At 58.7% G+C, this 20,069-nt stretch carries 21 protein-coding genes and 3 tRNA genes; 9 read left to right on the top strand and 15 right to left on the bottom strand.

Annotation, left to right across the window (positions count from 1 at the left end; all coding sequences use genetic code 11):
* Positions 1 to 16: 16 nt before the first annotated feature.
* A complete protein-coding gene (locus DYI22_RS00215; RefSeq protein ID WP_228300714.1) occupies positions 17 to 1,063 on the bottom strand; it encodes a zinc-dependent alcohol dehydrogenase in 1,047 nt (348 codons plus the stop codon).
* A gap of 131 nt (positions 1,064 to 1,194) precedes the next feature.
* Here DYI22_RS00215 and DYI22_RS00210 point away from each other — a divergent pair, with 131 nt between their 5' ends.
* From DYI22_RS00210 to DYI22_RS00185, 6 genes are all read left to right on the top strand, one after another.
* The gene (locus DYI22_RS00210) at positions 1,195 to 1,920 is read left to right on the top strand and encodes a CDP-alcohol phosphatidyltransferase family protein (protein WP_213476020.1); all 726 of its coding nucleotides are present in this window, start codon (positions 1,195 to 1,197) and stop codon (positions 1,918 to 1,920) included.
* The gene (locus DYI22_RS00205) at positions 1,917 to 2,522 is read left to right on the top strand and encodes a YceI family protein (protein ID WP_213476019.1); all 606 of its coding nucleotides are present in this window, start codon (positions 1,917 to 1,919) and stop codon (positions 2,520 to 2,522) included. Before DYI22_RS00210 ends, DYI22_RS00205 begins: the two co-directional genes overlap by 4 nt.
* A 139-nt stretch (positions 2,523 to 2,661) precedes the next feature.
* Entirely contained in the window at positions 2,662 to 3,732 is a 1,071-nt protein-coding gene (locus DYI22_RS00200; RefSeq protein ID WP_213476018.1) for a hypothetical protein, read from the top strand.
* 83 nt (positions 3,733 to 3,815) lie between these two features.
* The gene (locus DYI22_RS00195) at positions 3,816 to 4,904 is read left to right on the top strand and encodes a hypothetical protein (protein WP_213476017.1); all 1,089 of its coding nucleotides are present in this window, start codon (positions 3,816 to 3,818) and stop codon (positions 4,902 to 4,904) included.
* Positions 4,905 to 5,052: 148 nt separating this feature from the next.
* Positions 5,053 to 6,003: a DMT family transporter gene (locus DYI22_RS00190; RefSeq protein WP_213476016.1), complete on the top strand. Its 951-nt coding sequence runs from the start codon at positions 5,053 to 5,055 to the stop codon at positions 6,001 to 6,003.
* 54 nt (positions 6,004 to 6,057) lie between these two features.
* Positions 6,058 to 6,134: transfer RNA gene (locus DYI22_RS00185), tRNA-Val, on the top strand.
* A gap of 57 nt (positions 6,135 to 6,191) precedes the next feature.
* On the opposite strand, the gene DYI22_RS00180 is transcribed toward DYI22_RS00185, so the two are convergent.
* Complete coding sequence (locus DYI22_RS00180) at positions 6,192 to 6,716, bottom strand: lipocalin family protein (protein WP_213476015.1); 525 nt, start codon at positions 6,714 to 6,716, stop codon at positions 6,192 to 6,194.
* 133 nt (positions 6,717 to 6,849) lie between these two features.
* Here DYI22_RS00180 and DYI22_RS00175 point away from each other — a divergent pair, with 133 nt between their 5' ends.
* Positions 6,850 to 7,671 carry an RluA family pseudouridine synthase gene (locus DYI22_RS00175; protein ID WP_213476014.1) on the top strand — a complete coding sequence of 274 codons (822 nt, stop codon included), beginning with the start codon at positions 6,850 to 6,852 and terminating at the stop codon, positions 7,669 to 7,671.
* Between the two features lie 49 nt (positions 7,672 to 7,720).
* Here DYI22_RS00175 and DYI22_RS00170 read toward each other — a convergent pair whose 3' ends face one another.
* Genes DYI22_RS00170 through dapA form a run of 5 tightly spaced genes read right to left on the bottom strand, consistent with a single transcriptional unit; the run spans position 7,721 to position 12,286 of the window.
* Entirely contained in the window at positions 7,721 to 8,728 is a 1,008-nt protein-coding gene (locus DYI22_RS00170; protein ID WP_213476013.1) for an NAD-dependent epimerase, read from the bottom strand.
* 14 nt (positions 8,729 to 8,742) lie between these two features.
* Positions 8,743 to 9,483 carry a TIGR04219 family outer membrane beta-barrel protein gene (locus tag DYI22_RS00165; protein ID WP_213476012.1) on the bottom strand — a complete coding sequence of 247 codons (741 nt, stop codon included), beginning with the start codon at positions 9,481 to 9,483 and terminating at the stop codon, positions 8,743 to 8,745.
* Between the two features lie 34 nt (positions 9,484 to 9,517).
* Positions 9,518 to 10,231: a phosphoribosylaminoimidazolesuccinocarboxamide synthase gene (gene purC / locus DYI22_RS00160; protein WP_213476011.1), complete on the bottom strand. Its 714-nt coding sequence runs from the start codon at positions 10,229 to 10,231 to the stop codon at positions 9,518 to 9,520.
* A 44-nt stretch (positions 10,232 to 10,275) separates the two neighbouring features.
* The gene (gene bamC / locus DYI22_RS00155) at positions 10,276 to 11,373 is read right to left on the bottom strand and encodes an outer membrane protein assembly factor BamC (RefSeq protein WP_213476010.1); all 1,098 of its coding nucleotides are present in this window, start codon (positions 11,371 to 11,373) and stop codon (positions 10,276 to 10,278) included.
* A gap of 34 nt (positions 11,374 to 11,407) precedes the next feature.
* The gene (gene dapA, locus DYI22_RS00150) at positions 11,408 to 12,286 is read right to left on the bottom strand and encodes a 4-hydroxy-tetrahydrodipicolinate synthase (RefSeq protein WP_213476009.1); all 879 of its coding nucleotides are present in this window, start codon (positions 12,284 to 12,286) and stop codon (positions 11,408 to 11,410) included.
* Positions 12,287 to 12,360: 74 nt separating this feature from the next.
* Here dapA and DYI22_RS00145 point away from each other — a divergent pair, with 74 nt between their 5' ends.
* A complete protein-coding gene (locus DYI22_RS00145) occupies positions 12,361 to 12,828 on the top strand; it encodes a peroxiredoxin (protein ID WP_213476008.1) in 468 nt (155 codons plus the stop codon).
* On the opposite strand, the gene DYI22_RS00140 is transcribed toward DYI22_RS00145, so the two are convergent.
* Positions 12,825 to 13,904 carry an AI-2E family transporter gene (locus DYI22_RS00140; protein WP_213476007.1) on the bottom strand — a complete coding sequence of 360 codons (1,080 nt, stop codon included), beginning with the start codon at positions 13,902 to 13,904 and terminating at the stop codon, positions 12,825 to 12,827. The two genes, DYI22_RS00145 and DYI22_RS00140, sit on opposite strands and share 4 nt — an antisense overlap.
* A 46-nt stretch (positions 13,905 to 13,950) precedes the next feature.
* Positions 13,951 to 14,178: a sulfurtransferase TusA family protein gene (locus tag DYI22_RS00135; protein WP_213476006.1), complete on the bottom strand. Its 228-nt coding sequence runs from the start codon at positions 14,176 to 14,178 to the stop codon at positions 13,951 to 13,953.
* A gap of 213 nt (positions 14,179 to 14,391) precedes the next feature.
* Here DYI22_RS00135 and DYI22_RS00130 point away from each other — a divergent pair, with 213 nt between their 5' ends.
* Positions 14,392 to 15,810 (top strand): M48 family metalloprotease, encoded by a 1,419-nt coding sequence (locus tag DYI22_RS00130; protein ID WP_228300713.1) that lies wholly within the window; start codon positions 14,392 to 14,394, stop codon positions 15,808 to 15,810.
* A gap of 15 nt (positions 15,811 to 15,825) precedes the next feature.
* Here the strand turns inward: DYI22_RS00130 and nadA are convergent, their stop codons facing one another.
* The 6 genes from nadA to tolB all read right to left on the bottom strand — a co-directional run bounded on the left by nadA (position 15,826) and on the right by tolB (position 20,061).
* Positions 15,826 to 16,887 (bottom strand): quinolinate synthase NadA, encoded by a 1,062-nt coding sequence (gene nadA, locus DYI22_RS00125; protein WP_213476005.1) that lies wholly within the window; start codon positions 16,885 to 16,887, stop codon positions 15,826 to 15,828.
* A gap of 115 nt (positions 16,888 to 17,002) precedes the next feature.
* A tRNA-Lys gene (locus tag DYI22_RS00120) sits at positions 17,003 to 17,078 on the bottom strand.
* 51 nt (positions 17,079 to 17,129) lie between these two features.
* Positions 17,130 to 17,205, bottom strand: a tRNA-Lys gene (locus tag DYI22_RS00115).
* 83 nt (positions 17,206 to 17,288) lie between these two features.
* Positions 17,289 to 18,068 carry a tol-pal system protein YbgF gene (ybgF, locus tag DYI22_RS00110; RefSeq protein WP_213476004.1) on the bottom strand — a complete coding sequence of 260 codons (780 nt, stop codon included), beginning with the start codon at positions 18,066 to 18,068 and terminating at the stop codon, positions 17,289 to 17,291.
* A gap of 22 nt (positions 18,069 to 18,090) precedes the next feature.
* Positions 18,091 to 18,660, bottom strand: a complete 570-nt coding sequence (gene pal, locus DYI22_RS00105) for a peptidoglycan-associated lipoprotein Pal (protein WP_213476003.1) — start codon at positions 18,658 to 18,660, stop codon at positions 18,091 to 18,093.
* Between the two features lie 75 nt (positions 18,661 to 18,735).
* On the bottom strand, positions 18,736 to 20,061 hold the full coding sequence (gene tolB, locus DYI22_RS00100) for a Tol-Pal system beta propeller repeat protein TolB (RefSeq protein WP_213476002.1): 1,326 nt from the start codon (positions 20,059 to 20,061) through the stop codon (positions 18,736 to 18,738).
* Positions 20,062 to 20,069 lie beyond the last annotated feature (8 nt).

Below are 20,069 nucleotides of genomic sequence, written 5' to 3'. Positions count from 1 at the left end.
TGGTGTTAATGGAGTGTCAGCTATAGCGAATACGATGGCACAGCTCATCGGATGAACCGGCCAGTCTTGCCATCGTCAAGGGCAGATCCTCAAACGCTGTTTCTCCGGAGATCAGGACATCGAGCGCGTCGTTCTCCAGCAGCGACAATGCCAGCTTCAGGCGGTCAGAGTAAGCCCAACGGGGTCGCTGGACGGCACTGACCTGGCCCACCTGGCTGGAAATCAGTCTGAGGCGCCGGGAGTGGAATGCACCACCGAGGGCAACCGACACCTCCCCACTCCCGAACCAACTCATTTCGACGATCCGCGCTTCCATGCCGGCCAAAGACAACGCCGTATTCAGACCGGCGGGATGACCACTGGCGTGGATGACCAGATCATGATCATCACGTTGCTCCCGACTGTCGAACTGCAGCCCCATTGCCTGCGCTATGTCGGCTCTGGCGGGATTGACGTCGATGGCGGTAACGCGGGTGCCCGGTATCCGATTGGCGAGCCACGCCACCAGCAGTCCCACCACGCCAAGCCCGACAACCGCGATCCGGTCACCCACCCGGGGCGCAGCATCCCACAACCCGTTCACGGCGGTTTCCATATTCGCGGCGAGAACCGCACGCTCGGGTGACACCCGCTCCGGCACCGGTATCACCGCGCTGGCAGGCAAACGAAAGCGGCGCTGGTGGGGGAACAAAGAGAACACCGTTTGCCCGTTCAGTTGCTCGTCACCTGATACCACCTTGCCAACGTTGCTGTACCCGTACTTCACCGGGTAGGGGAACTCCCCTTCCTGAAACGGCGCACGCATGCGTTCATATTCCTGTGGCGGCACGCGGCCGGAAAATATCAGCGACTCGGTCCCGCGACTGACCGCCGAGTACAATGTTTCAACCTCGACCACAGACTCGGCAGCCTCTGACGCCGCCACGGCCGCTCGGGTAAGCACGTCGGTCGCGCGGATCTGGCCACGCTCCGGCCCCGTTATCCAGAATGCCTCGGTTTCCGGTTCAGCACCCGCGAGAGGATCGTCAGAAGCGCGTTGGGATGCGGAATCAGGGCGGGACATAATGCCTCCATGCGACAATGGGGTTCACGATGAAGGTCAGGTCTGGATGGGAGCCTTCAGCGTAAGGAACTAAATACAATCTCAGCAACTATAGTTGAGAAAGGCCTGTGGAAATACGACGAGGTTGCGGCATGGATTCCCCGATTCGCTCAGAATATGCGCCTTACGCACCGGTTCCGGACCTTGTCTGGACCGGGGCGCTGACGGCGTTATTGATGTTGGGCGCGGATCTCTTGGTGGAGGGCGGCCTGGCCATGCTGGTGTTAGCCACTGCCCTGTTCGCGATCATGGCGAGCCTGTTGATCCGTTACTGGCCGGCAGGCCGTGACTTCGGCTGGGCGAACCGGGCAACGTTGCTGCGGGGGTCGCTGGTGATCAGCCTGATCAGCGTGGCGCCCTTTGTCAGCGGGCTGGGAAACTGGCTCTGGCTTTACGGCGCGCTCAGCTTGCTGGCGCTGATTCTTGACGGGGTCGACGGCACCATCGCGCGTCGGACCGGATCGCAAACCGCCTTCGGCGCGCGCTTTGATATGGAACTCGACGCACTGTTTATCCTCGGCCTTTGTGTGGCGGTGCTGGCGCTGGGTAAAACCGGCCCGTGGGTCCTCGCCCTCGGTTTCATGCGCTACGGGTTTGTGGTGGCAGCGCGGGTTCTGCCCTTTCTGAACCGATCGTTGCCCGACAGTTTCCGCCGCAAGACCGTCTGCGTGTGGCAGGTCGCCACACTGATGATCGCGGTGCTACCGATGACCAGTGCGGCGTTTGCCACCTGGACACTGGCCATCGCACTGCTCCTTCTGACCTATTCTTTCATTACGGATATGCACTGGCTTTACCAAAGGAGAATCACGACATGAAAACCACCCCGCTGAAAGCTGCATTGCTCACCACGTTTCTTGCCGGTGCGGTTACCAATGCGTACGCCGAGCCAGAAAAATTCGTGGTGGACGACGAACACTTTTCCATGGCTTTCGAAGTCATGCACATCGGCTACGCCCCCGTCATCGGGATGTTTCGTGACATAGAAGGATCGTTCGAGTTCGACGAAGCCACCAACGAACTCAGTTCCGGGCAGCTGGTGTTCCGCAGTGACAGTGTGTTCACCAATCACGAAAAACGTGACGAACATCTGCGGAAGCCGGACTTTCTGGACAGCGAACAATACCCGGAAGTGCGCTTCGAGCTTACCGACTTCGAGAAGACGGGCGACAACACCGGGATTGTGACTGGCGACCTTACTCTGCTGGGTAAAACCCGACCGGTGGAGGTCGATGTCACACTCAACAAGTCGGACAAATACCCGATCGGACACAAGGATTTCACCCTGGGCATCAGTGCGGAAACCACCATACGCCGCAGTGAATGGGGCATGACTTATGGCCTTGATCCCGCACTGGTCGGTGATGAAGTAAAACTGCGCTTTGGTTTCGAAGCGATCAAGGATTCCGGCTTCTTCTGACTATGAGACTTTCATCACAGGCCTGAAACATTCTGTTACGTTTTCAGGCCATTTTTTTGCCTGCCACGACAGTCCAACGGTATGTTTGTTGAACAATAAAAACTGACGCACACGTCATCGAAATGCCGGGGGATAGATAATGCCGTTCAGGGCGCTTCTGGTCGCAATCCTCACCATCGCTGGTGTTGCCGGTATGGGCCGGTTGCTGGCGGTCGACAATACCGGCCTGTTCACCTGGTTTTCGGAAGCCAGCGACCGCGGATCAGCGGCAACAGCCCTGAACGCGCCGGACCTCGCCCCCGACGGGCTTTCGAATGCCCGAAAACCAACGGCGCCTGCCGATAATGCGCTGGGTTTCATGCTCGCCAGTGTTGCAGACAGCTACGAGCAGACCATTCGCTATCCCGAATACTCCGTCCCCCTGACCCGCGAACAGGCGCTCGCCTACCGGGGCAACCGCTACCAACCGGTCTCGCTGCCGTTGAATGGCGACGGCGTGTTTACGGTCACCCTCGAAAAATACCGCTATACCCAACACGAAGAGATTCTTGTGGTGGCCAGCCTCAGTGGCCCACAGGTCGTTGGCAACCGTCTCGAGGCGCACCTGGAAGCCACTGCAACACGAACCAAAGCCGCCACCACCACGCTTCAGGCCACTGACGACAACGGCTATTTCCAGGGCACACTGCAGGCCAACGGCGAGCCCGGGGAATACCGGTTGATCGTTGAAGCCACCGTGGATGGCCGCCCCGTGCGCCATGCGTCCACCCTGACCATCGAACCGGATCTGGGGGATTTCGAGGGTGTGGGCGAGGCCAGCATCCGTGGCAATGACCTGGTGATTCCCGTCAGCTTCGAACCCCGGGAGTCCGGTTACTACGCCCTGTCAGCGCAACTGATGCATAACGGCAATCCCATTGCACACCTGCAGGCCGAAAAACGTCTCGCCGGGAGCGGAAGTGCCATCGAACTCAGAGCCCACGGCACGGTTCTGGCAAACCGCGACATCACCGGCGCTCTGCAGCTGAAACATCTTCAGATTCAGCGGTTGCCGGCACGACCCGGTGACCGAACCGACTATGCCTTTGGCCCTGAGGAGGGCTATACCTTTACCCCGCCGGCGCTCGATAGCCTGACCGACACGCCAGCAGGGAATCCCGAATCGGAACAGCGGGCCGCGCTGCTGCGACAGCTGGCCGAGAAGTTCTGATAGCGGCGCGACGCCGTGCAGTTCCGGTGCCTGAACCGGAAAACGTCTTGTCATAACAACAATCGAACAAAGACGGAGCAATCATGAAAACATTAACGAAAGGGAAAGTCCGACTGGCTGCGCTGGCGGCCACTCTTGGCAGTGTTGTCTGTGCTGGAACCGCCCAGGCCCAACTGGCGGGACACAACGTCATTCTGGTTCACGGTTTCCAGCAGGAAGACCTAGCCAATCCACCCGCCAATCTGCAGGCGGTCAAAGCTGCCGGTGAGGACTACTGGCGAACTTTCTGGCTGTCCCGCTCGGACGCCCGCATTGACTGGGGCAGCGACGGCCGGGTCGAAGGCAACATCGCGCAGCAGGCTTACCAGCAGCTCAGGCAGATCAGCCAACAGGGGCTGTGCAACGATTACTGCATCGTGGTGTCCCATTCCACCGGGGACCTCGTCACCCGCTACCTGCTGGCGAACCAGGCGCGTTGGCTGCAGGCAGACGGCCTGCAACCGCTGAAGATCCTGGCCTCGCTGGATTATTCCGGAGCGGGCGGCGGTACCGAACTGGCCGATCTGGCCATGAGCATCGCCTATAACGACAGCTGGTATAACTGGCCCCTGAAGCGGGCGGTCAAAGCCTTTACCGGCATCACCCCGGAGCCGGGCAGACTGGGCGTGGTTAACGATCTGCAAACCAACGCCGCGCGCAACCTGGCCGTCAGCCCCAACAGCATTCCGCGGTTGCGGTTTGTTGCCGGTGGCTCCTCCTATGGCGGTATCACCAAACCGTTTATTTCCGGCACCGACGATGGCGTGGTTCCCACCCACTCAGCCTGCGGCGCCACCTCCAGCAAAGGCATCGATTCCTGCTCCGGCAGTATCAGCCTCGCGGGCAAGGTGTCGAACCAGAATGGTCCGTCTGGTCTGTACTACAACCACTACCCGGTGTTAATGAACGAAGGCGTCTCCCACAGTGGGGTACTGGGATCGGAAACCGGCAACACGTCGGTCCCCGTAGTCAACAACACCACACTGAATGGCCTGCGGGTGGACTTCGCCAGCCGCACCTATAACCAGCGCGCCTGGTGGCAATGGTGGGGCGCAGGCGATCAGTACGTCGAGGTACCGGGATCGGCACAGACCGACATGTCGACTTTGGTCTATAACACCCTCAATAACTGACAGCACGGAACGCCCTGACATCAGGGCGCATCAAGGCTCAGGGACGAGCCACCCCCTGCCTTCGTAATTCCCCCAACTTTCCTTTTTAGTTCGCAAACTATACATTAGCCGCTTACCCTGACCCGTTCACTCCTCAAGCGGACTGACCATGACCGACGCGCACAAATCCGATCTGTTTCTGGTGATGGTGACACTGCTCGCGGCAATCAGCTGGATGTTTTCAAAAGAGGCGGTCTTGCTGATGCCACCACTGCTGTTCATGGCGGTGCGCTTCCTGCTGGCCGGAAGCCTGCTTGCGGTAGTCGCCCACCGTTCATTACGCCGCCTTAGCGCCGACCAGCTGCGGCGTAGCGTTGGTGTCGGCCTGGTTTTCGGCATTGCGATGAGTTGCTGGATCATGGGCCTGTTCCATGCCAGCCACGTGGGCGAAGGGGCCTTTCTGACAAGTCTCGGTGTGGTGATCGTGCCCATTATAGCCCGCGTGGTCTTCAAGGAGCCCCAGCCCGCCAGTACCTGGATTGCCATTCCCATCGCCGTGGCCGGCCTTGCCTTGCTGTCTCTGAAGAACGGTTTCCGCCCGGAACTCGGCCAGTTGTTCTTCGTCAGCGCGGCGTTCATCTTTGCCCTGTACTTCACCCTGAATACTCGCGCGGCCAATCAGCGCACGGTCATCAACCGTCGCGGCGAAAACATTCAGAAACACCGCGTACCCGCGCTTCCGTTGACCGCTATTGCTCTGCTCACCGTGGGCACCGTGACCCTGATCGAATCCCTGGCGCTGGAATCCTGGGGCTCGCTCAGAGGCAACGTTTCCCTGGTGCTGGTGTGGTGGGTGGTGGCCAGCGCCGTCATCGGCACCGCCGGCCGTTTTCTGTTACAGACCTACGCCCAGAGCCTCTCCGCCAACAGTCACGGCGTGGTGATTCTGGTTCTGGAGCCGGTTTGGGTCGCGCTGTTTGCTGCCGGCTGGTTTGCAGAAACCATGGTGCTGTCCCAACTGGCAGGCTGCGCACTGATCTTTGCCGCGTTGCTGGTCAATCGCTGGGGCGTTTTGAGCAAGGCATTAAGAGGCTGGCTGCGGGGCCAAAGCCGGGCATAAAAATGGTTGACCCGCTCCGTCGGAATCAGTATATTTCCACCCCGTTGCAGAGACAGGACCATAGCTCAGTTGGTTAGAGCGCTACCTTGACATGGTAGAGGTCCCCAGTTCGAATCTGGGTGGTCCTACCAACTCTGCCAGAAAAGTCAGTCACTTACCGGAAGGTAAGCACTGGCTTTTTTTATGCCCTACTCTTTCCTCTGCTGATCAACCACGATCAGCTCGTCCAGATCAAAACCTTCTGCTCTGGCCCGCGCCCTGAACGCCTGTAATGCCTCATCACTTACCTCCGGCGTTCTCGACAGGAACCAAAGATAATCGCGGTCGTACCCGGTCACATAGGCGTAGGAATAGTCTTCGTCATCCAGCTCGAAGACCACATAGGAGGCGTAGAAGGGGCCGAAGAACGACACTTTCAGATGCCCGGTGCTTTCGTCTTCCACGAATACCGCACGACCGTCTGCCTGCTCCCATTCCCCCGATTCGGCATTGTAGCCACGATTGATGACTGCGAGGCTGCCGTCGTCGTTGCGACGATACTCAGCGCTCACATTGCTCAGGCCACGCTCGAAAGAGTGATCCAGCCTGGCAATTTCGTACCAGGTACCAAGATAGCGGTCGGCTTCGAAGCCGCTCACCGGATCGATGCCATCGGGCAAGCTGGTGCATCCAGCAAGAAAACCGAGCACGGCCACCAAAGCCCATTTTTTCATAACCAACTCCCTTTACTCGCACCTGACAGCAAATTAAACCGGAAATCCGGCCCGTATGGGCGTACCCGGGAATAAGTACGAGTATAATCCCCGCATCCGATTAGCCATTTCTCCATCCGGAACCCGACGCCTTATGCGCACCATTGTAGACATAACCCTGAAATCCCCCCAGATTGCCGTGGATGCCCTCAGCGAGGCCACCGGGTTATCCAAGCAGCGCATCAAGGACGCCATGGCCAAAGGCGCCTGCCGCTGGACCCACAAGGGCAAGCAGGTACGGCTGCGCAAGGCCAAGCGGGAGGTGAAGGCCGGCACCCGGTTGCAGCTGTTCTACGATGACATTGTCCTGGCCCGCAAGGCCGAGCCGGCGGAACTGCTGACCGACTTCGGCCGGTACAGCGTGTGGTTCAAACCCCACGGACTGCTGGCCCAGGGTTCGCAGTGGGGCGACCACTGCAGCCTGCTGCGCGAAGCCGAGGTTCGTCTGAGTAAGCCCTGCTTCCTGATTCACCGGCTGGATGCAGATGCCGCCGGGCTGATGCTGATCGCCCACGACAGCAAAGCGGCGGCCGCCCTGTCGGAGCTGTTTTCAGGGCGCGCCCTGCGCAAGGTTTACCACGCGCGGGTCACAGGTCATCTTGAGGCGCAGGCGCTGTCGATTACCACGCCCGTCGAGGAGAAGGAGGCCATCAGCCACGTTACTACGCTGGTTCATCTCGCCGAGGCAGATACCACGGTGGTGGAAGTGACCATAGAAACCGGGCGTAAACACCAGATAAGACGGCATCTCGCGGGGCTTGGCCATCCGATTATCGGGGACCGGCTTTATGGCAAGGCAGACGCAAAGCCCCTGCAACTGATCGCGGCGGAACTGGAGTTCACCTGCCCGCTAAGCCGGAAGAAACGCCTGCTGCAGCTGCCACCGTCGCTTGACGATGTACGGCCGGGCGCCTGAAAAAACAAAAGGCCGGCATGTGCCGGCCTTTTGGTGGTAACGGATACCGCTATACCTTGTAGAAATCCCGGTACCAGTCAACGAAGTTGGCGATGCCCTCTTCCACCGGCGTATCCGGTTTGTAGCCCACGTCGTTGATCAGGTCATCCACGTTGGCGTAGGTGGCCGGCACATCCCCGGGTTGCAGCGGCAGCAGGTTCTTCTCGGCCTTTTTGCCGACCCGCTCCTCAATAATCTCGATGAAACGCGACAGCTCCACCGGATTGTTGCTGCCGATGTTGTAGATGCGGTACGGGCCCTTGCTGGTGCCAGGGTCCGGCTGCGCGCCGCTCCAGGCATCATTGGGTTGCGCCACATTGTCGAGGGTGCGGATCACACCCTCGACGATGTCATCAATGTAAGTGAAATCGCGCTTGTGGTGGCCATGATTGAACACGTCAATCGGCTCGCCGGCCAGAATCTTCCTGGTAAAGATAAACAGCGCCATATCCGGACGTCCCCACGGGCCATAGACCGTGAAGAAGCGCAAACCGGTGGTGGGCAGGTTGTACAGATGGCTGTAGGTATGCGCCATCAGCTCATTGGCTTTTTTCGACGCCGCATAGAGACTCAGAGGGTGATCCACGTTGTCATGCACGGAGAACGGCATGGCTTCGTTGGCCCCGTAGACCGAACTGCTGGAGGCGTAAACGAGGTGCTTGACGCCGTTGTGGCGACAGCCTTCCAGTATGTTCATGAACCCGACAAGGTTGGCGTCCACGTACGCGTGGGGATTCTCCAGCGAATAGCGCACACCGGCCTGTGCCGCAAGGTGAACCACGCGCTCCGGCTGGTGTTCGCGGAAGAGAGCTTCCATGGCTTCCCGGTCAGCCACATCCTTGCGGACTTCGGTGAAACCCTGCTTACCGGTCAGGCGCGCCAGGCGTGCTTCCTTCAGGCTAACGTCGTAATAATCGTTGACGTTGTCCACGCCGATCACCTCGTCACCGCGATCCAGCAGGCGGTGCGCGAGGTGAGAGCCAATAAAACCGGCAGTACCGGTAACCAGGATCTTCAAGTTATCTCTCCTTGTCAGAATCGCAGGCCAGCGCTCACGAACGGCCCGCCCAAATCGATATCCAGCTCATCATCGCCGTCTTCATAATCGATCGCGATCTGGCGGTACCCTGCCCGCAGCTGCAGCAGCGACACCTCAAACTGGCCGTAGGCGTTGTAGTCGTAGACTGAGTCGCCGTCAAAACTGATGACGTTGGCTTCACCGCCGACCGATACGCCGGTGAACGGCAGATCAAACCGGGCCGCGAGGTAACCCATGGGAATAACGGCATCCACCTTGGTTTCGCTGACTGCGGCACCAGCCACTTCCTGCACCGTCAGTTCGCCATCCAGATCCCGCGCGGTCAAACCCAGATCCAGGTTCGCCCAGTTATCCAGCACCTCATAATACAGGGTCAGGTCCAGCTGGGTCAGATCGAGGTCGGACTGAACCTCTGTGCCGCCAACCGCCACGGGAATATTGTCAAAATCTGCGGTCAGCTCGCCCCGTCCGCTCTGTTCAATCTTCGTGTAGTTCAGGCGCACATTCGGCAGTAACGGAATTGGGTGCTCAATGTAGGCGTTCAGATTGGCGTTGGAATCACTGCTCAGATCCAGATCGTCCTCGACGTCAACCACGTCGCCGTCGTTACGAACATCGCCGGACAGATCGGAATCCCAGTAGCTCACGTTGGCACCCAGGCCAATTACGTCAGCGTGGACCATTGGCGCTGCCAGGACCGCTGCACCACCCACTGCAATCATCAGTTTACGCATTAAACACCCAATCGTTTTTGTATGGTTTTTTCGCTCAGTCGAACTGGATACCCAGACGACGCCCTACCTCTTCATAGGTTTCGATCACCTCGCCCAGACCCTGGCGGAAACGGTCCTTGTCCATTTTCTTGCGGGTTTCCTTGTCCCAGATCCGGCACCCATCGGGGCTGAATTCGTCACCCAGCACAATGTCGCCGTTAGCGCGACCAAACTCCAGCTTGTAGTCCACCAGCAACATACCGGCGTCGTCAAACAACGCCTTGAGCACGTCGTTCACCTGATAGGTGAGCGCTTTCATCCTGGCGAGCTCCTCTTCCTTCGCCCAGCCAAAGCTGACGGCAAGGGATTCATTCACCATCGGATCGTGGAGGGCATCGTCCTTGAGAAACAGCTCATAGGTGGGAGGCGTCAGATTCTGCCCTTCTTCCACACCCAGACGGCGGCACAGGCTGCCGGCAGATACATTGCGAACCACACATTCCACCGGAATCATGTCGAGCTTTTTCACCAGCGATTCGGTCGGTGACAGCAGGCCCTCAAAGTGTGTGGGCACACCCGCCGCTTCCAGCCTTTCCATGATGAAGGCGTTGAATCGGTTGTTGACCATGCCTTTACGGTTCAACTGTTCTTTCTTCTCGCCATCAAACGCCGAGGTGTCATCACGGAACACAAGTACAAACCGTTCGGGATCATCCGTACGGTAAACAGATTTCGCTTTGCCCGCGTACAGTTCGTCGCGTTTTTCCATGTCAGATCTCCGGAAATGCCGGGGCCTCGCCCGGCACCAGGTTATTAATAAAGGTATTCAAACAGTTCCGAAAGCAGCTCGGAGGAACGGTTGTCACCGTCGTAGTCGGCAGTGCGGGACGCGGTGACGATCACTACGCCGTCCGCCTCTTCCAGCTGCAGATCGAAGGTGTGGCGGGGCGCCTCGTCGTCACCAAACCAGTCGAACCAGCCTGCGTCACGCTCGGATTCGGTGCGAAAGTCCACGTTGAACCAGCCTTCGCTGCGGTTCAGATCCACTACGGGGATCCCGGCTTCGTCCAGCGCCCGGCTGACCTCAGACCAACCCCGCCCGTAATCGAGATCCATTTCGATGGCAACCGGTTGCTCGTTCTCGGAGTTAAGACGCACAAGCGGCTCGCTGACCATGCCCAGAGCCGCACGGGAATAGGATTTGCTTTCCTCCCGTCCGCGCAGGAAGTCCCCCATGTCTGTCAGCAGACGTTCACTGGTGGCGAGGTCCGTCCGGGACGGCTCCGCCCCACTCTGCCAGGCAAGGAGCTGATCCGGGTTGCTGGCCACATCGTGCACCCGCAGCTGGACCTCGGTGGTCTTGCGCCGGACGCCGGGAGCAACCCGGGCCTGTACAACCAGAAGCTGCTCATCGGAACCTGGATCACTTTCCAGTTCCAGCAGTGTCCGCGCCTGCTTGCTGAAGTTGACCAGTTCACTCTGCAACAGCCCGAGCTGCGGGCTGTCATGGGCCACACCCAGGCCGCGGTTATTCATATAGGACGACACCGCCGGCCAGACCCGCCCGGGCACATCGTTGATCAGCAGCCACATCTGACCGTCAAGTTCCTCGACCACATAGTTCTCCTCGAGAATTTCCGAGGTCATATCGGGCGGCTGGGGTATTGTGGAACGGTACATACGACCGGAATCAGCCGTAGTCACGTCACGGACCGGCATTACCTGCCCGAAGCGGGATTCGTCCGCCGTTTCAGGAAGCTGGAGCGGCTCCCCTTCACGGGCGTTTACGTAGCGTTCGGAACGGTCCTCGAGAAGGCTGCAACCGCTGACTGCGAGTGCCATAGCCAGCCCGGTGAACTTGGCGGCGGCGCCGGCCGTGCGTTTTCTTTGTATCCTGAACAGGAAGGCCATCAGGCTACTCCAGGGTTTTGGTGGTACGACAAACTCAGAGTACACCTGAGGCCTTGAGGGCATCTTCAACTTCGTTGTGGAACTTCTCGCTCAACGGCGTGAGCGGCAGACGGATACCTTCGCCGATCATCCCCATGCGCTGCAACGCCCACTTGACGGGGATCGGGTTCGCTTCCAGGAACAGCTTGCGATTCAAAGGCATCAGCAGCTCATTCAGCCGCGCGGTTTCCTCGCGGTCGCCGTCAATGGCGGCCTTGCACAACAGGGCCATGTCACGGGGGGCAACGTTGGCAGTGACCGATACGTTCCCCTTGGCCCCGGCCAGCATCAACTCGGCCGCCGTCGCGTCGTCACCGGAGTACACGGCCAGGCGCCCCTTGACCGCTTCAATCAGCTCCGCGCCGCGGGGGATGTTGCCGGTGGCGTCCTTGATACCGATGATATTGGGAATATCCGCCAGGCGCTCAACCGTTTCGTTCAGCATGTCGCACGCCGTGCGACCGGGCACGTTGTAGAGCATCTGGCTCATGCCGGGGACGGCTTCGGCAATCGCCTTGAAATGCTGATACAGGCCTTCCTGGGTCGGCTTATTGTAGTAAGGCACGACCAGCAAACAGGCATCTGCGCCGAGCTTGTGAGCTTCAGTGGTCAGCTCGATCGCCTCGCGAGTACTGTTACCGCCGGTACCGGCGATCACCGGAATACGACCGTCAACCCGCTTTATGATGTGACCGATAACGCGACAATGCTCTTTGGGATCCAGTGTCGCGGACTCACCGGTGGTACCTACGGCAACAATTCCATCGGTGCCGTTTTCAATGTGGAAGTCCACCAGTTTGTCGAGATCCTCCCAGTGGATATCACCGTTTGGATGCATGGGCGTGACCAGTGCGACAAGGCTACCCGTAATCATAAAAGCTCCGTCCGAATAAAACCGATATGGTAATGTTGGGTGCGAACTGACACAAGGGAATTAAAGGAGATGTCATGCCCGCCATTGAAGTAAACCAGCCCGTTACGGATTTTGAAGTCGCCGCCACCGGGGATCAGACCATCCGCCTGTCCGACTTCCGGGGCAGGAACGTCGTTCTCTATTTCTACCCCAAGGACAACACCCCCGGATGCACCACCGAAGGCCAGGATTTCCGTGACCGCATGGCCGAGTTTGAAGCCTGCGACACCGTTATTCTGGGAGCTTCCCGCGACGGCCTGAAAGCCCATGAAAATTTCCGCGCCAAACACGGCTTTCCTTTTCACCTGATTTCAGACAAAGACGAAGCCCTGTGCAACCTTTTCGAGGTGATCAAGCTCAAAAAGCTTTATGGCAAGGAATACCTGGGCATCGATCGCAGCACGTTCCTGATCGACCGGGACGGCATCCTCAGGCGCCAGTGGCGCGGCGTCAAGGTCAAAGGCCACGCCGACGAGGTGCTTGAAGCGGCGAGAAACCTCTAGAATTCCTCACCACTATCCAGTTGCAGACTGTCCTTGACCGGCCATGCCGAGAACACTGCCTTGAGCATGGTCGCCAGGGGGATGGCGAAAAACACGCCCCACAACCCCCAGATACCACCAAAAAACAGCACCGCAATAATGATAGCCACCGGGTGCAGGTTGTTAACCTCCGAGAACAGCACAGGCACCAGCACATTGCCATCCAGCGCCTGGATGATGCCGTAGGCCACCATCACCCAGATAAAGTGCGAGCCCCACCCGAACGCAAACAAAGCGATCATCGCCACCGGAATGGTCACCACCGCTGCGCCGATGTAAGGGATTACCACACTCAAACCCACCATTAGCGCCAGCAACGCCGCGTACGGCATACCCAGCAGCTTGAAAGTCAGGTAGGTCACCCCGCCGACAATCAGGATTTCCACCGCCTTGCCGCGGACGTAATTGGCGCACTGAAGGTTCACTTCGTGCCAGATTCTCAGCATCATCGGCCGCTGCGGCGGTAACAGCCGGGAAATGGACGTCAGCAGCAGGTTACGGTCCTTGAGAAAGAAGAACACCAGGATCGGCACCAGCACCATGTAGATCAGCAGCGCCACAAGATCCGGAATACTGGACAATGAGAACGACACCAGCCACTGGGTCAGGTGCCCCGCTTCGGTACTGATCTGCCGATACATGGTATTGACTGCTTCCATGGAGATCAGCGTTGGGTACTGTTCCGGCAGCAGCTCCATGTAGGACTGCATTTCGCGGATGATGCGCGGTGCCTCACCCGCCAGAGCGGAGACCTGGGTCCAGATCAGGGGCAACAGGCCAAAGATAAAGGCCACCAGAATCCCGAGGAAGATAATGAAGACCCCGAGGATTGAGATTATTTCCGGCACGCCCTTGCGGGTCAGCTGGGTAACCAGGCCCTGGAGAATGAACGCAATGATGACGGATGCGATGGCCGGCGCCAGCATGGCGCCGAACAGGATAATAAAGACCGTGCCCGTGACAAGAAGCAGGAAGAGAATGACGGCTTCTTCATCTGAAAAGTATTTGTGGGCAAGACCGCGTAAAATTCTGACCATGTACATCTCCGGAGAAACACGGTGTGGAACCGTAAGTGCCTGAACGTTAACCGCCGCACTTTATCACAAACCGAAAGCGGCCATCGGTTTCAGCCGAACTGACCAGTTCGTGCCTGGAAAGCCTGAGGAAGGCCGGAATATCCCGGGCTGAGCCGGCATCGGTGGCGATCACTTCAAGCTCGTCACCCGGAGCCATACTGTTGAGTTCAAGTTTGGTTTTTAACAGCGGCATCGGGCAGCGTAACCCGGATGCATCCAGAGTTCTCTGAGCCATGGGGTAACGGAACCTGCATAACGAGTATTGATGAGGCGGCATTATGACGACACCTTACGGCGATTGCACCTCAATCGTTTTTAATGAAGAGTACAAGAACTTTTAGTGGCAAAATACGGTCTTATCAAGCGAACTGGCCATAGGTAACAAACACTGATGCGCATGTATTTTCCTGACACAATGCCGGGCCGGAAGTGGCTGATACGCAGCGTTATGCTGTTGCTTGCAATGCTTCCAGTGTCTACGGGCCACACTCAGGAAAACACCCTCCCCTCCATTGGCGGCGCCGGCGGCGGACTGATATCCGAGCAGCAGGAAGCGGAAATCGGCCGGCAGGTCATGATCTCCATCCGCCGCTCTGCGCCTCAGATCACCGACCCACTGGTCTACGACTACCTGAACGACGTGATCTACCGCCTGGTACCCTCGGCGCCACTGAAGAACCGTGACCTGACCCTGACCATCATTGACAGCCCGGACATAAACGCCTTCGCGGTTCCCGGCAGCATCGTGGGCATCAACGCCGGGCTCGCGCTAAATGCCAGCAGCGAGCAGCAGTTTGCCTCGGTGCTGGCCCACGAGCTCGCGCACCTCAGTCAACGGCATTTTGCCCGGCGCATGGAGCAGCAGGAAACCAGCGCGCCGCTGACCATCGCCGGCATGCTTGCCGGCATTGTGCTCTCCGCGGTTACCCAGTCAGACATTGGCATCGCCGCGATTGCCGGTACCCAGGCACTGTCGGTGCAAAACATGCTGGCCTACAGCCGCGCCCACGAGCAGGAGGCGGACCGGATCGGCATGGAAATTCTCGCAGACGCGGGTATGGATCCCCGCGGCATGCCGGAAATGTTTGAAACCATGATGAGACAGAACCGGCTTCAGGGAAATCGCCCCCCGGAGTACCTGTCCACTCACCCGCTGACCCAGAGCCGGGTATCCGACACCCGCAACCGCGCCGAACAGTATCCGGAACGCGACGTCCGTGACACGCAGGAATACCATCTGATGCGCTCCCGCCTTCAGGTTTACTATGCCCGCTCGGCCAAGGTCGCGGTGGAGACATTCCAGGATTACCTCAACCGGTCAGACACCGAGAAAACCGACGCCATCCGTTACGGTCTTGCCGTCGCCCACCTGCGTAACGACGACCCGGCCAGTGCCATAAACGTGCTGGAGGAACTTCTGGCGACCAATCCCGGGCGCATCACCTACGAGGTGACGCTGGCAGAGGCCCTGTTGAAACAGGGCAACACGGATCAGGCACGAAACCGGCTCCGGGAAGCACTGGCCCGCAACCCGGGCAACTACCCGATCACCTACCTGCTGGCGGAAACCGAAACGGCCGATGGCAACGGAGAAGCGGCGGCAGAATACCTGAAGAGGCTGACTCGCGAGAGACCGCGCGAGGAACACTTATGGAATCGATTGGCCGAAGCCGAAGGCATGGCGCGCAACATTGTCGGGGTACACCGGGCAAAAGCCGAGTACGAAGCGCTGATGGGCAATCTCGAAGCGGCTCAGCGACAACTCCGCCAGGCCCAGGAAAAGCTGCCCGCCGGAGCGCCCATGCGCCAGGTTGTTACCGAACGACTGGCTGAAATAACAGACCGGCTCAACGCCCAGCGAAGCTAACGCCGACGGGCCTTATCAGGCGTTCCCGGCCGCCTTGAGGTTCATGCCCGCGGTAAAATCCAGCATGCGCTCAAGCGGCTTCAGGGCGCGCTCCCGCAAGGCGTCGTCCACCAGCACTTCCTGGTCGCCGTTTTCAAGTACATGCAGCAGGTTCTCGAGACCATTCATCGCCATCCACGGACAGTGCGCGCAACTGCGACAGGTGGCGCCATTGCCGGCGGTGGGCGCTTCAATCAGCGTCTTGTTGGGGGCCAGCTGCTGCATCTTGTAGAAAATGCCGTTGTCGGTCGCAACAATGAACTGCTGATTGGGCAGGGTCTGTACCGCATGGATAAGTTGCGAGGTGGAACCGACCACGTCAGCCATTTCCACCACCGCATCGGGTGATTCGGGATGCACCAGTATCGCCGCGTCCGGATAGACGGCTTTGAGGTCTTCCAGGCCTCGATACTTGAACTCTTCATGCACGATGCACGAGCCGTCCCACAGCAACATGTCGGCGCCCGTGGTTTTACGGACGTAATGACCCAGATGTTTGTCCGGCGCCCACAGAATCTTCTCTCCCTTCGCATCGAGCGACTCGACAATGGCCTGGGCACAGCTGGAGGTGACGACCCAATCCGCCCTGGCTTTCACTGCCGCAGAGGTATTGGCGTACACCACCACCGTGCGGTCCGGATGCTGATCACAGAAGTCGGAAAATTCATCCGTGGGGCAGCCCACGTCCAGTGAGCAGGTTGCTTCCAGAGTGGGCATCAGAACCCGCTTCTCGGGATTCAGGATTTTAGCGGTCTCGCCCATAAAGCGGACGCCGGCCACCACCACGGTCGAGGCGGGGTGCTGATTGCCAAAGCGCGCCATCTCCAGAGAGTCCGCGACACATCCGCCCGTCTCTTCCGCGAGTCGCTGGATGTCAGGATCGGTGTAATAGTGCGCCACCAGCACCGCATCCTGCTCCTGCAATACCTGTCGGATGCGATCCTCGAGCCGGGCTTTCTCGTCGTCGCTCAGCGGTTTCGGTTCGGCCTGATGCGCCAGGTGCTCCTGAACCAGAATACGGTCTTGGGCTTGTGTCATTACTGCGTCTCTGTGTTGCGATGGCACTTGCAGTATACCATTGGGTGCGGACGGGCAAAAAAAAAGAGCCCGGAGGCTCTTTTTCGGATCAGAAGCCTGGCGCTTCCTCTCTAATTGGTGGGTCGTGAAGGATTCGAACCTTCGACCAATTGGTTAAAAGCCAACTGCTCTACCAACTGAGCTAACGACCCAAAACTGGACCAAGCACCGCAGCCACTCAGCCTGCTGCCATGCTTCAAATTTGGTGGGTCGTGAAGGATTCGAACCTTCGACCAATTGGTTAAAAGCCAACTGCTCTACCAACTGAGCTAACGACCCAAACGAGGCGCATATAGTAATGATTTTTGGGCGCTGATCAACCCTTTTTTCAAGGTTTCTCAACATTCTTTCGGAACCGGTTATTAACTACCCACCGAGTTCAGATACTTCTGTGCAAGCGAAGCTGCGTTGGAATCCGGATAGTTGCGAACGACCGATTCCATCCGATCTTTTGCTTCGCTTTTCTCACCCAGCCGATCAAGCGCCACACCCAGTTTGTACACCGCGTCCGGAGCTTTCCTGTGGTCCGCGTACCGGGTCGCGACAATGGTAAAGGCCTGTTTGGCCTGCTCCAGTTGCGGCTTGACCAGGTACACCTCACCCAGCCAGTAATAGGCATTGACCGACAGGTCGCCTTCCGGATAGGTGTCAACAAAATCGTAAATGCGGTTGATGGCTTCGTCGTATTTCTTGTCCTTATGAATCAGATCCTGGATCTGCTCATAGGCCTGCCGCTCTTCTGCACTCGGTTGACGGTAGACTTTCGCAACCGTGGGCTCCGGCTGCGCAGCTGAGGTGGAGGTCGGGCCTGCCGCCGCATTCGCACTTCCTGCACCGGATGACACCTTCTCGGAGAGATCAAGTATCCGCTGGTCAAGATCGATGTATCGATCCCTGGACTGCCGGGTCAGGCGGTCAATCAGATTACGCTGCTCCTCCACTTCACCCTGGAGTCGCCGCACCTCACCCTGAAGTTGCTGAATCATGTAAAACAGCTCGGCGTTGGCCTGACTGCTTCCAGCATTCCGGCGTGCTTCGGAGGCGTTATCCTGAAACACCGGAGTGGAAGATTGCGCCAGTGCGCCTCCCGCTGGCGCAAACGCCAGCGAGAGTGCAACTGTCGCCATGAGGGACTGTCTCATGGGTAAATCCTGTGGTTAGCTGTTATTCGAAAACGAGCTCAACACGGCGATTCTGGGCCCATGCGCTCTCATTGGAGCCCATCACTGCCGGCTTTTCTTCACCGTAGCTTACGGTTTCCAGCTGTCCACGGGAAGCACCATTAACGATCAGGAAACGCTCAACGGCATTGGCACGACGCTCACCAAGGGCCAGGTTGTATTCCTTGGTGCCACGCTCATCGCCGTGACCTTCCAGGCGAACCTGCTGATTCGGGTTGCTTTCGAGATAGCGCGCGTGGGCAACCAGCACTTCCCGTGCTTCCGGCTTGATTTCTGCGGTGTCGAAATCAAAGTAGAAGGTGGTGATGTTGCGCATGGCTTCCTGTTCAGCGCGCTCTTCACGCTCACGCATCTCCTCATCGGTCAGGCCTGTAGAAGATACACCGCCGTCCTCACTGCCACCGTACACAGTGCTGCCGCCGTCCTGGTCAACGGCTTGCACGTCAGAACCGTACTCATCCTCGCCCATGGTATCGCCGGTGGAGCTACAGCCCGCAACCAAGCCAAGGGAGAGAACCATTGCAAACGCTTTCTGATGAGCTGAAATATTCATAACACTTCCTTCCTTTTGGTTTACTGCTTAGTGATGAGATGAATTGAACGGAGAACCATCGTCAATGGTTCCGGATTAACGAAGAATCGGCGACCACGCCGGTTCCCGGACGTCGCCCTCGGAGGCTGGCAGGCTGTATGCTGCGCCGCCGTCCGCCGAGATCACGGTTAACACACTGCGGCCACTTTGTTTGGTGGCATAGATCAGCATGCGCCCATTGGGTGCGACGCTCGGAGACTCGTCGGATTCGGTACGGGTCAGAACGGTTTCCTCCCCATTGCTCAGGTTGGTCCGCGCTATGTGGAATGCGCCGTTGCGCTGATGGACGTAATAGACGAACTTTCCTTCAGGATCGGGACGCGGGCGCGCGTTATAGCGGCTGCCGAAGGTGATGCGCCGGGGTTCAGCGCCTTCGCTGCTCTTATGATAAATCTGCGGGCCTCCGGAGCGGTCCGACGTAAAGAAGAACCCGTTGCCGGTATGATCCCAGCTCGCCTCTGTATCAATAGACCAGTGATTGGTCAGGCGCTTGAGATCCTTGCTGGCGATATCCATGCGGTAGATTTCGGCGTTGCCGTCCTTGGACAGGGTCAGCAGGAGTGAGCGGCCGTCATCGGACCAGGCCGGCGCCGAATTCAGGCCGCGGAATTCCGCGATACGGGTGCGATTCCCGGAGCTGAGTTCGTGGATGTATACCGCCGGTCTGCCGGTTTCAAACGACACATAAGCAAGCTTCTTGCCGTCCGGCGACCAGGCCGGAGAAAGAATCGGCTCATCGCTCTCCAGCCGGATACTGGCTCGCTTGCCATCGACATCGCTGACCTGCAGACGATAGAGGGCCTCGCTCCCCGACCGCTGCAGGGTAACGTAAGCAAGCCGGGTGGAGAAGGCGCCCGGCACACCGGTGATCGCCTCGTAAACCTTGTCACTGATGTGGTGAGCCAACGTCCGCATACTGTTGATCCCGGCACTGGCAGACTCGCCAAGAATGCGCTCTTCGCGATTCACGTCAAACAGCTCGTAGCGGGCCTGAACCCGGTCACCACTGCGCGTCAGCTCGCCGACCAGCACATAGCGCTGCCCCAGCAGGCGCCAGTCCCGGAAATACACTTCGGAACGTTTGGACGGCAGGCTCAGCATTTTCTCCGGCGCAAGCGTGCGGAATTCACCCGTCATGGTCAGGTCGTCCTGCACGATGCTGCTGATCTTGTCACCGGTCGGAATACTGCCGCTCTCCGCGAAAGGCACCACCGCCACCGGTATCGCCGCGTCGGCGCCTTCGGTAATGCGGATGGTGAGCTCGGCGTGTGCTGTCGTGCTGCCGACAAGAGCCCAAACGAGCAGCGAGCAGACCAGGTAAAAGGCACTTAGGGTGCGGGGTGTTCTGGTGCGATTCGTCATCAGTTTTC

The sequence above is a fragment of the Marinobacter lipolyticus genome, assembly GCF_018424605.1.
Taxonomy (GTDB): Bacteria; Pseudomonadota; Gammaproteobacteria; order Pseudomonadales; family Oleiphilaceae; genus Marinobacter; species Marinobacter lipolyticus_B.
Note: the sequence above shows the minus strand (reverse complement) of the source record. Positions and strands in the feature narration are given on the sequence as shown.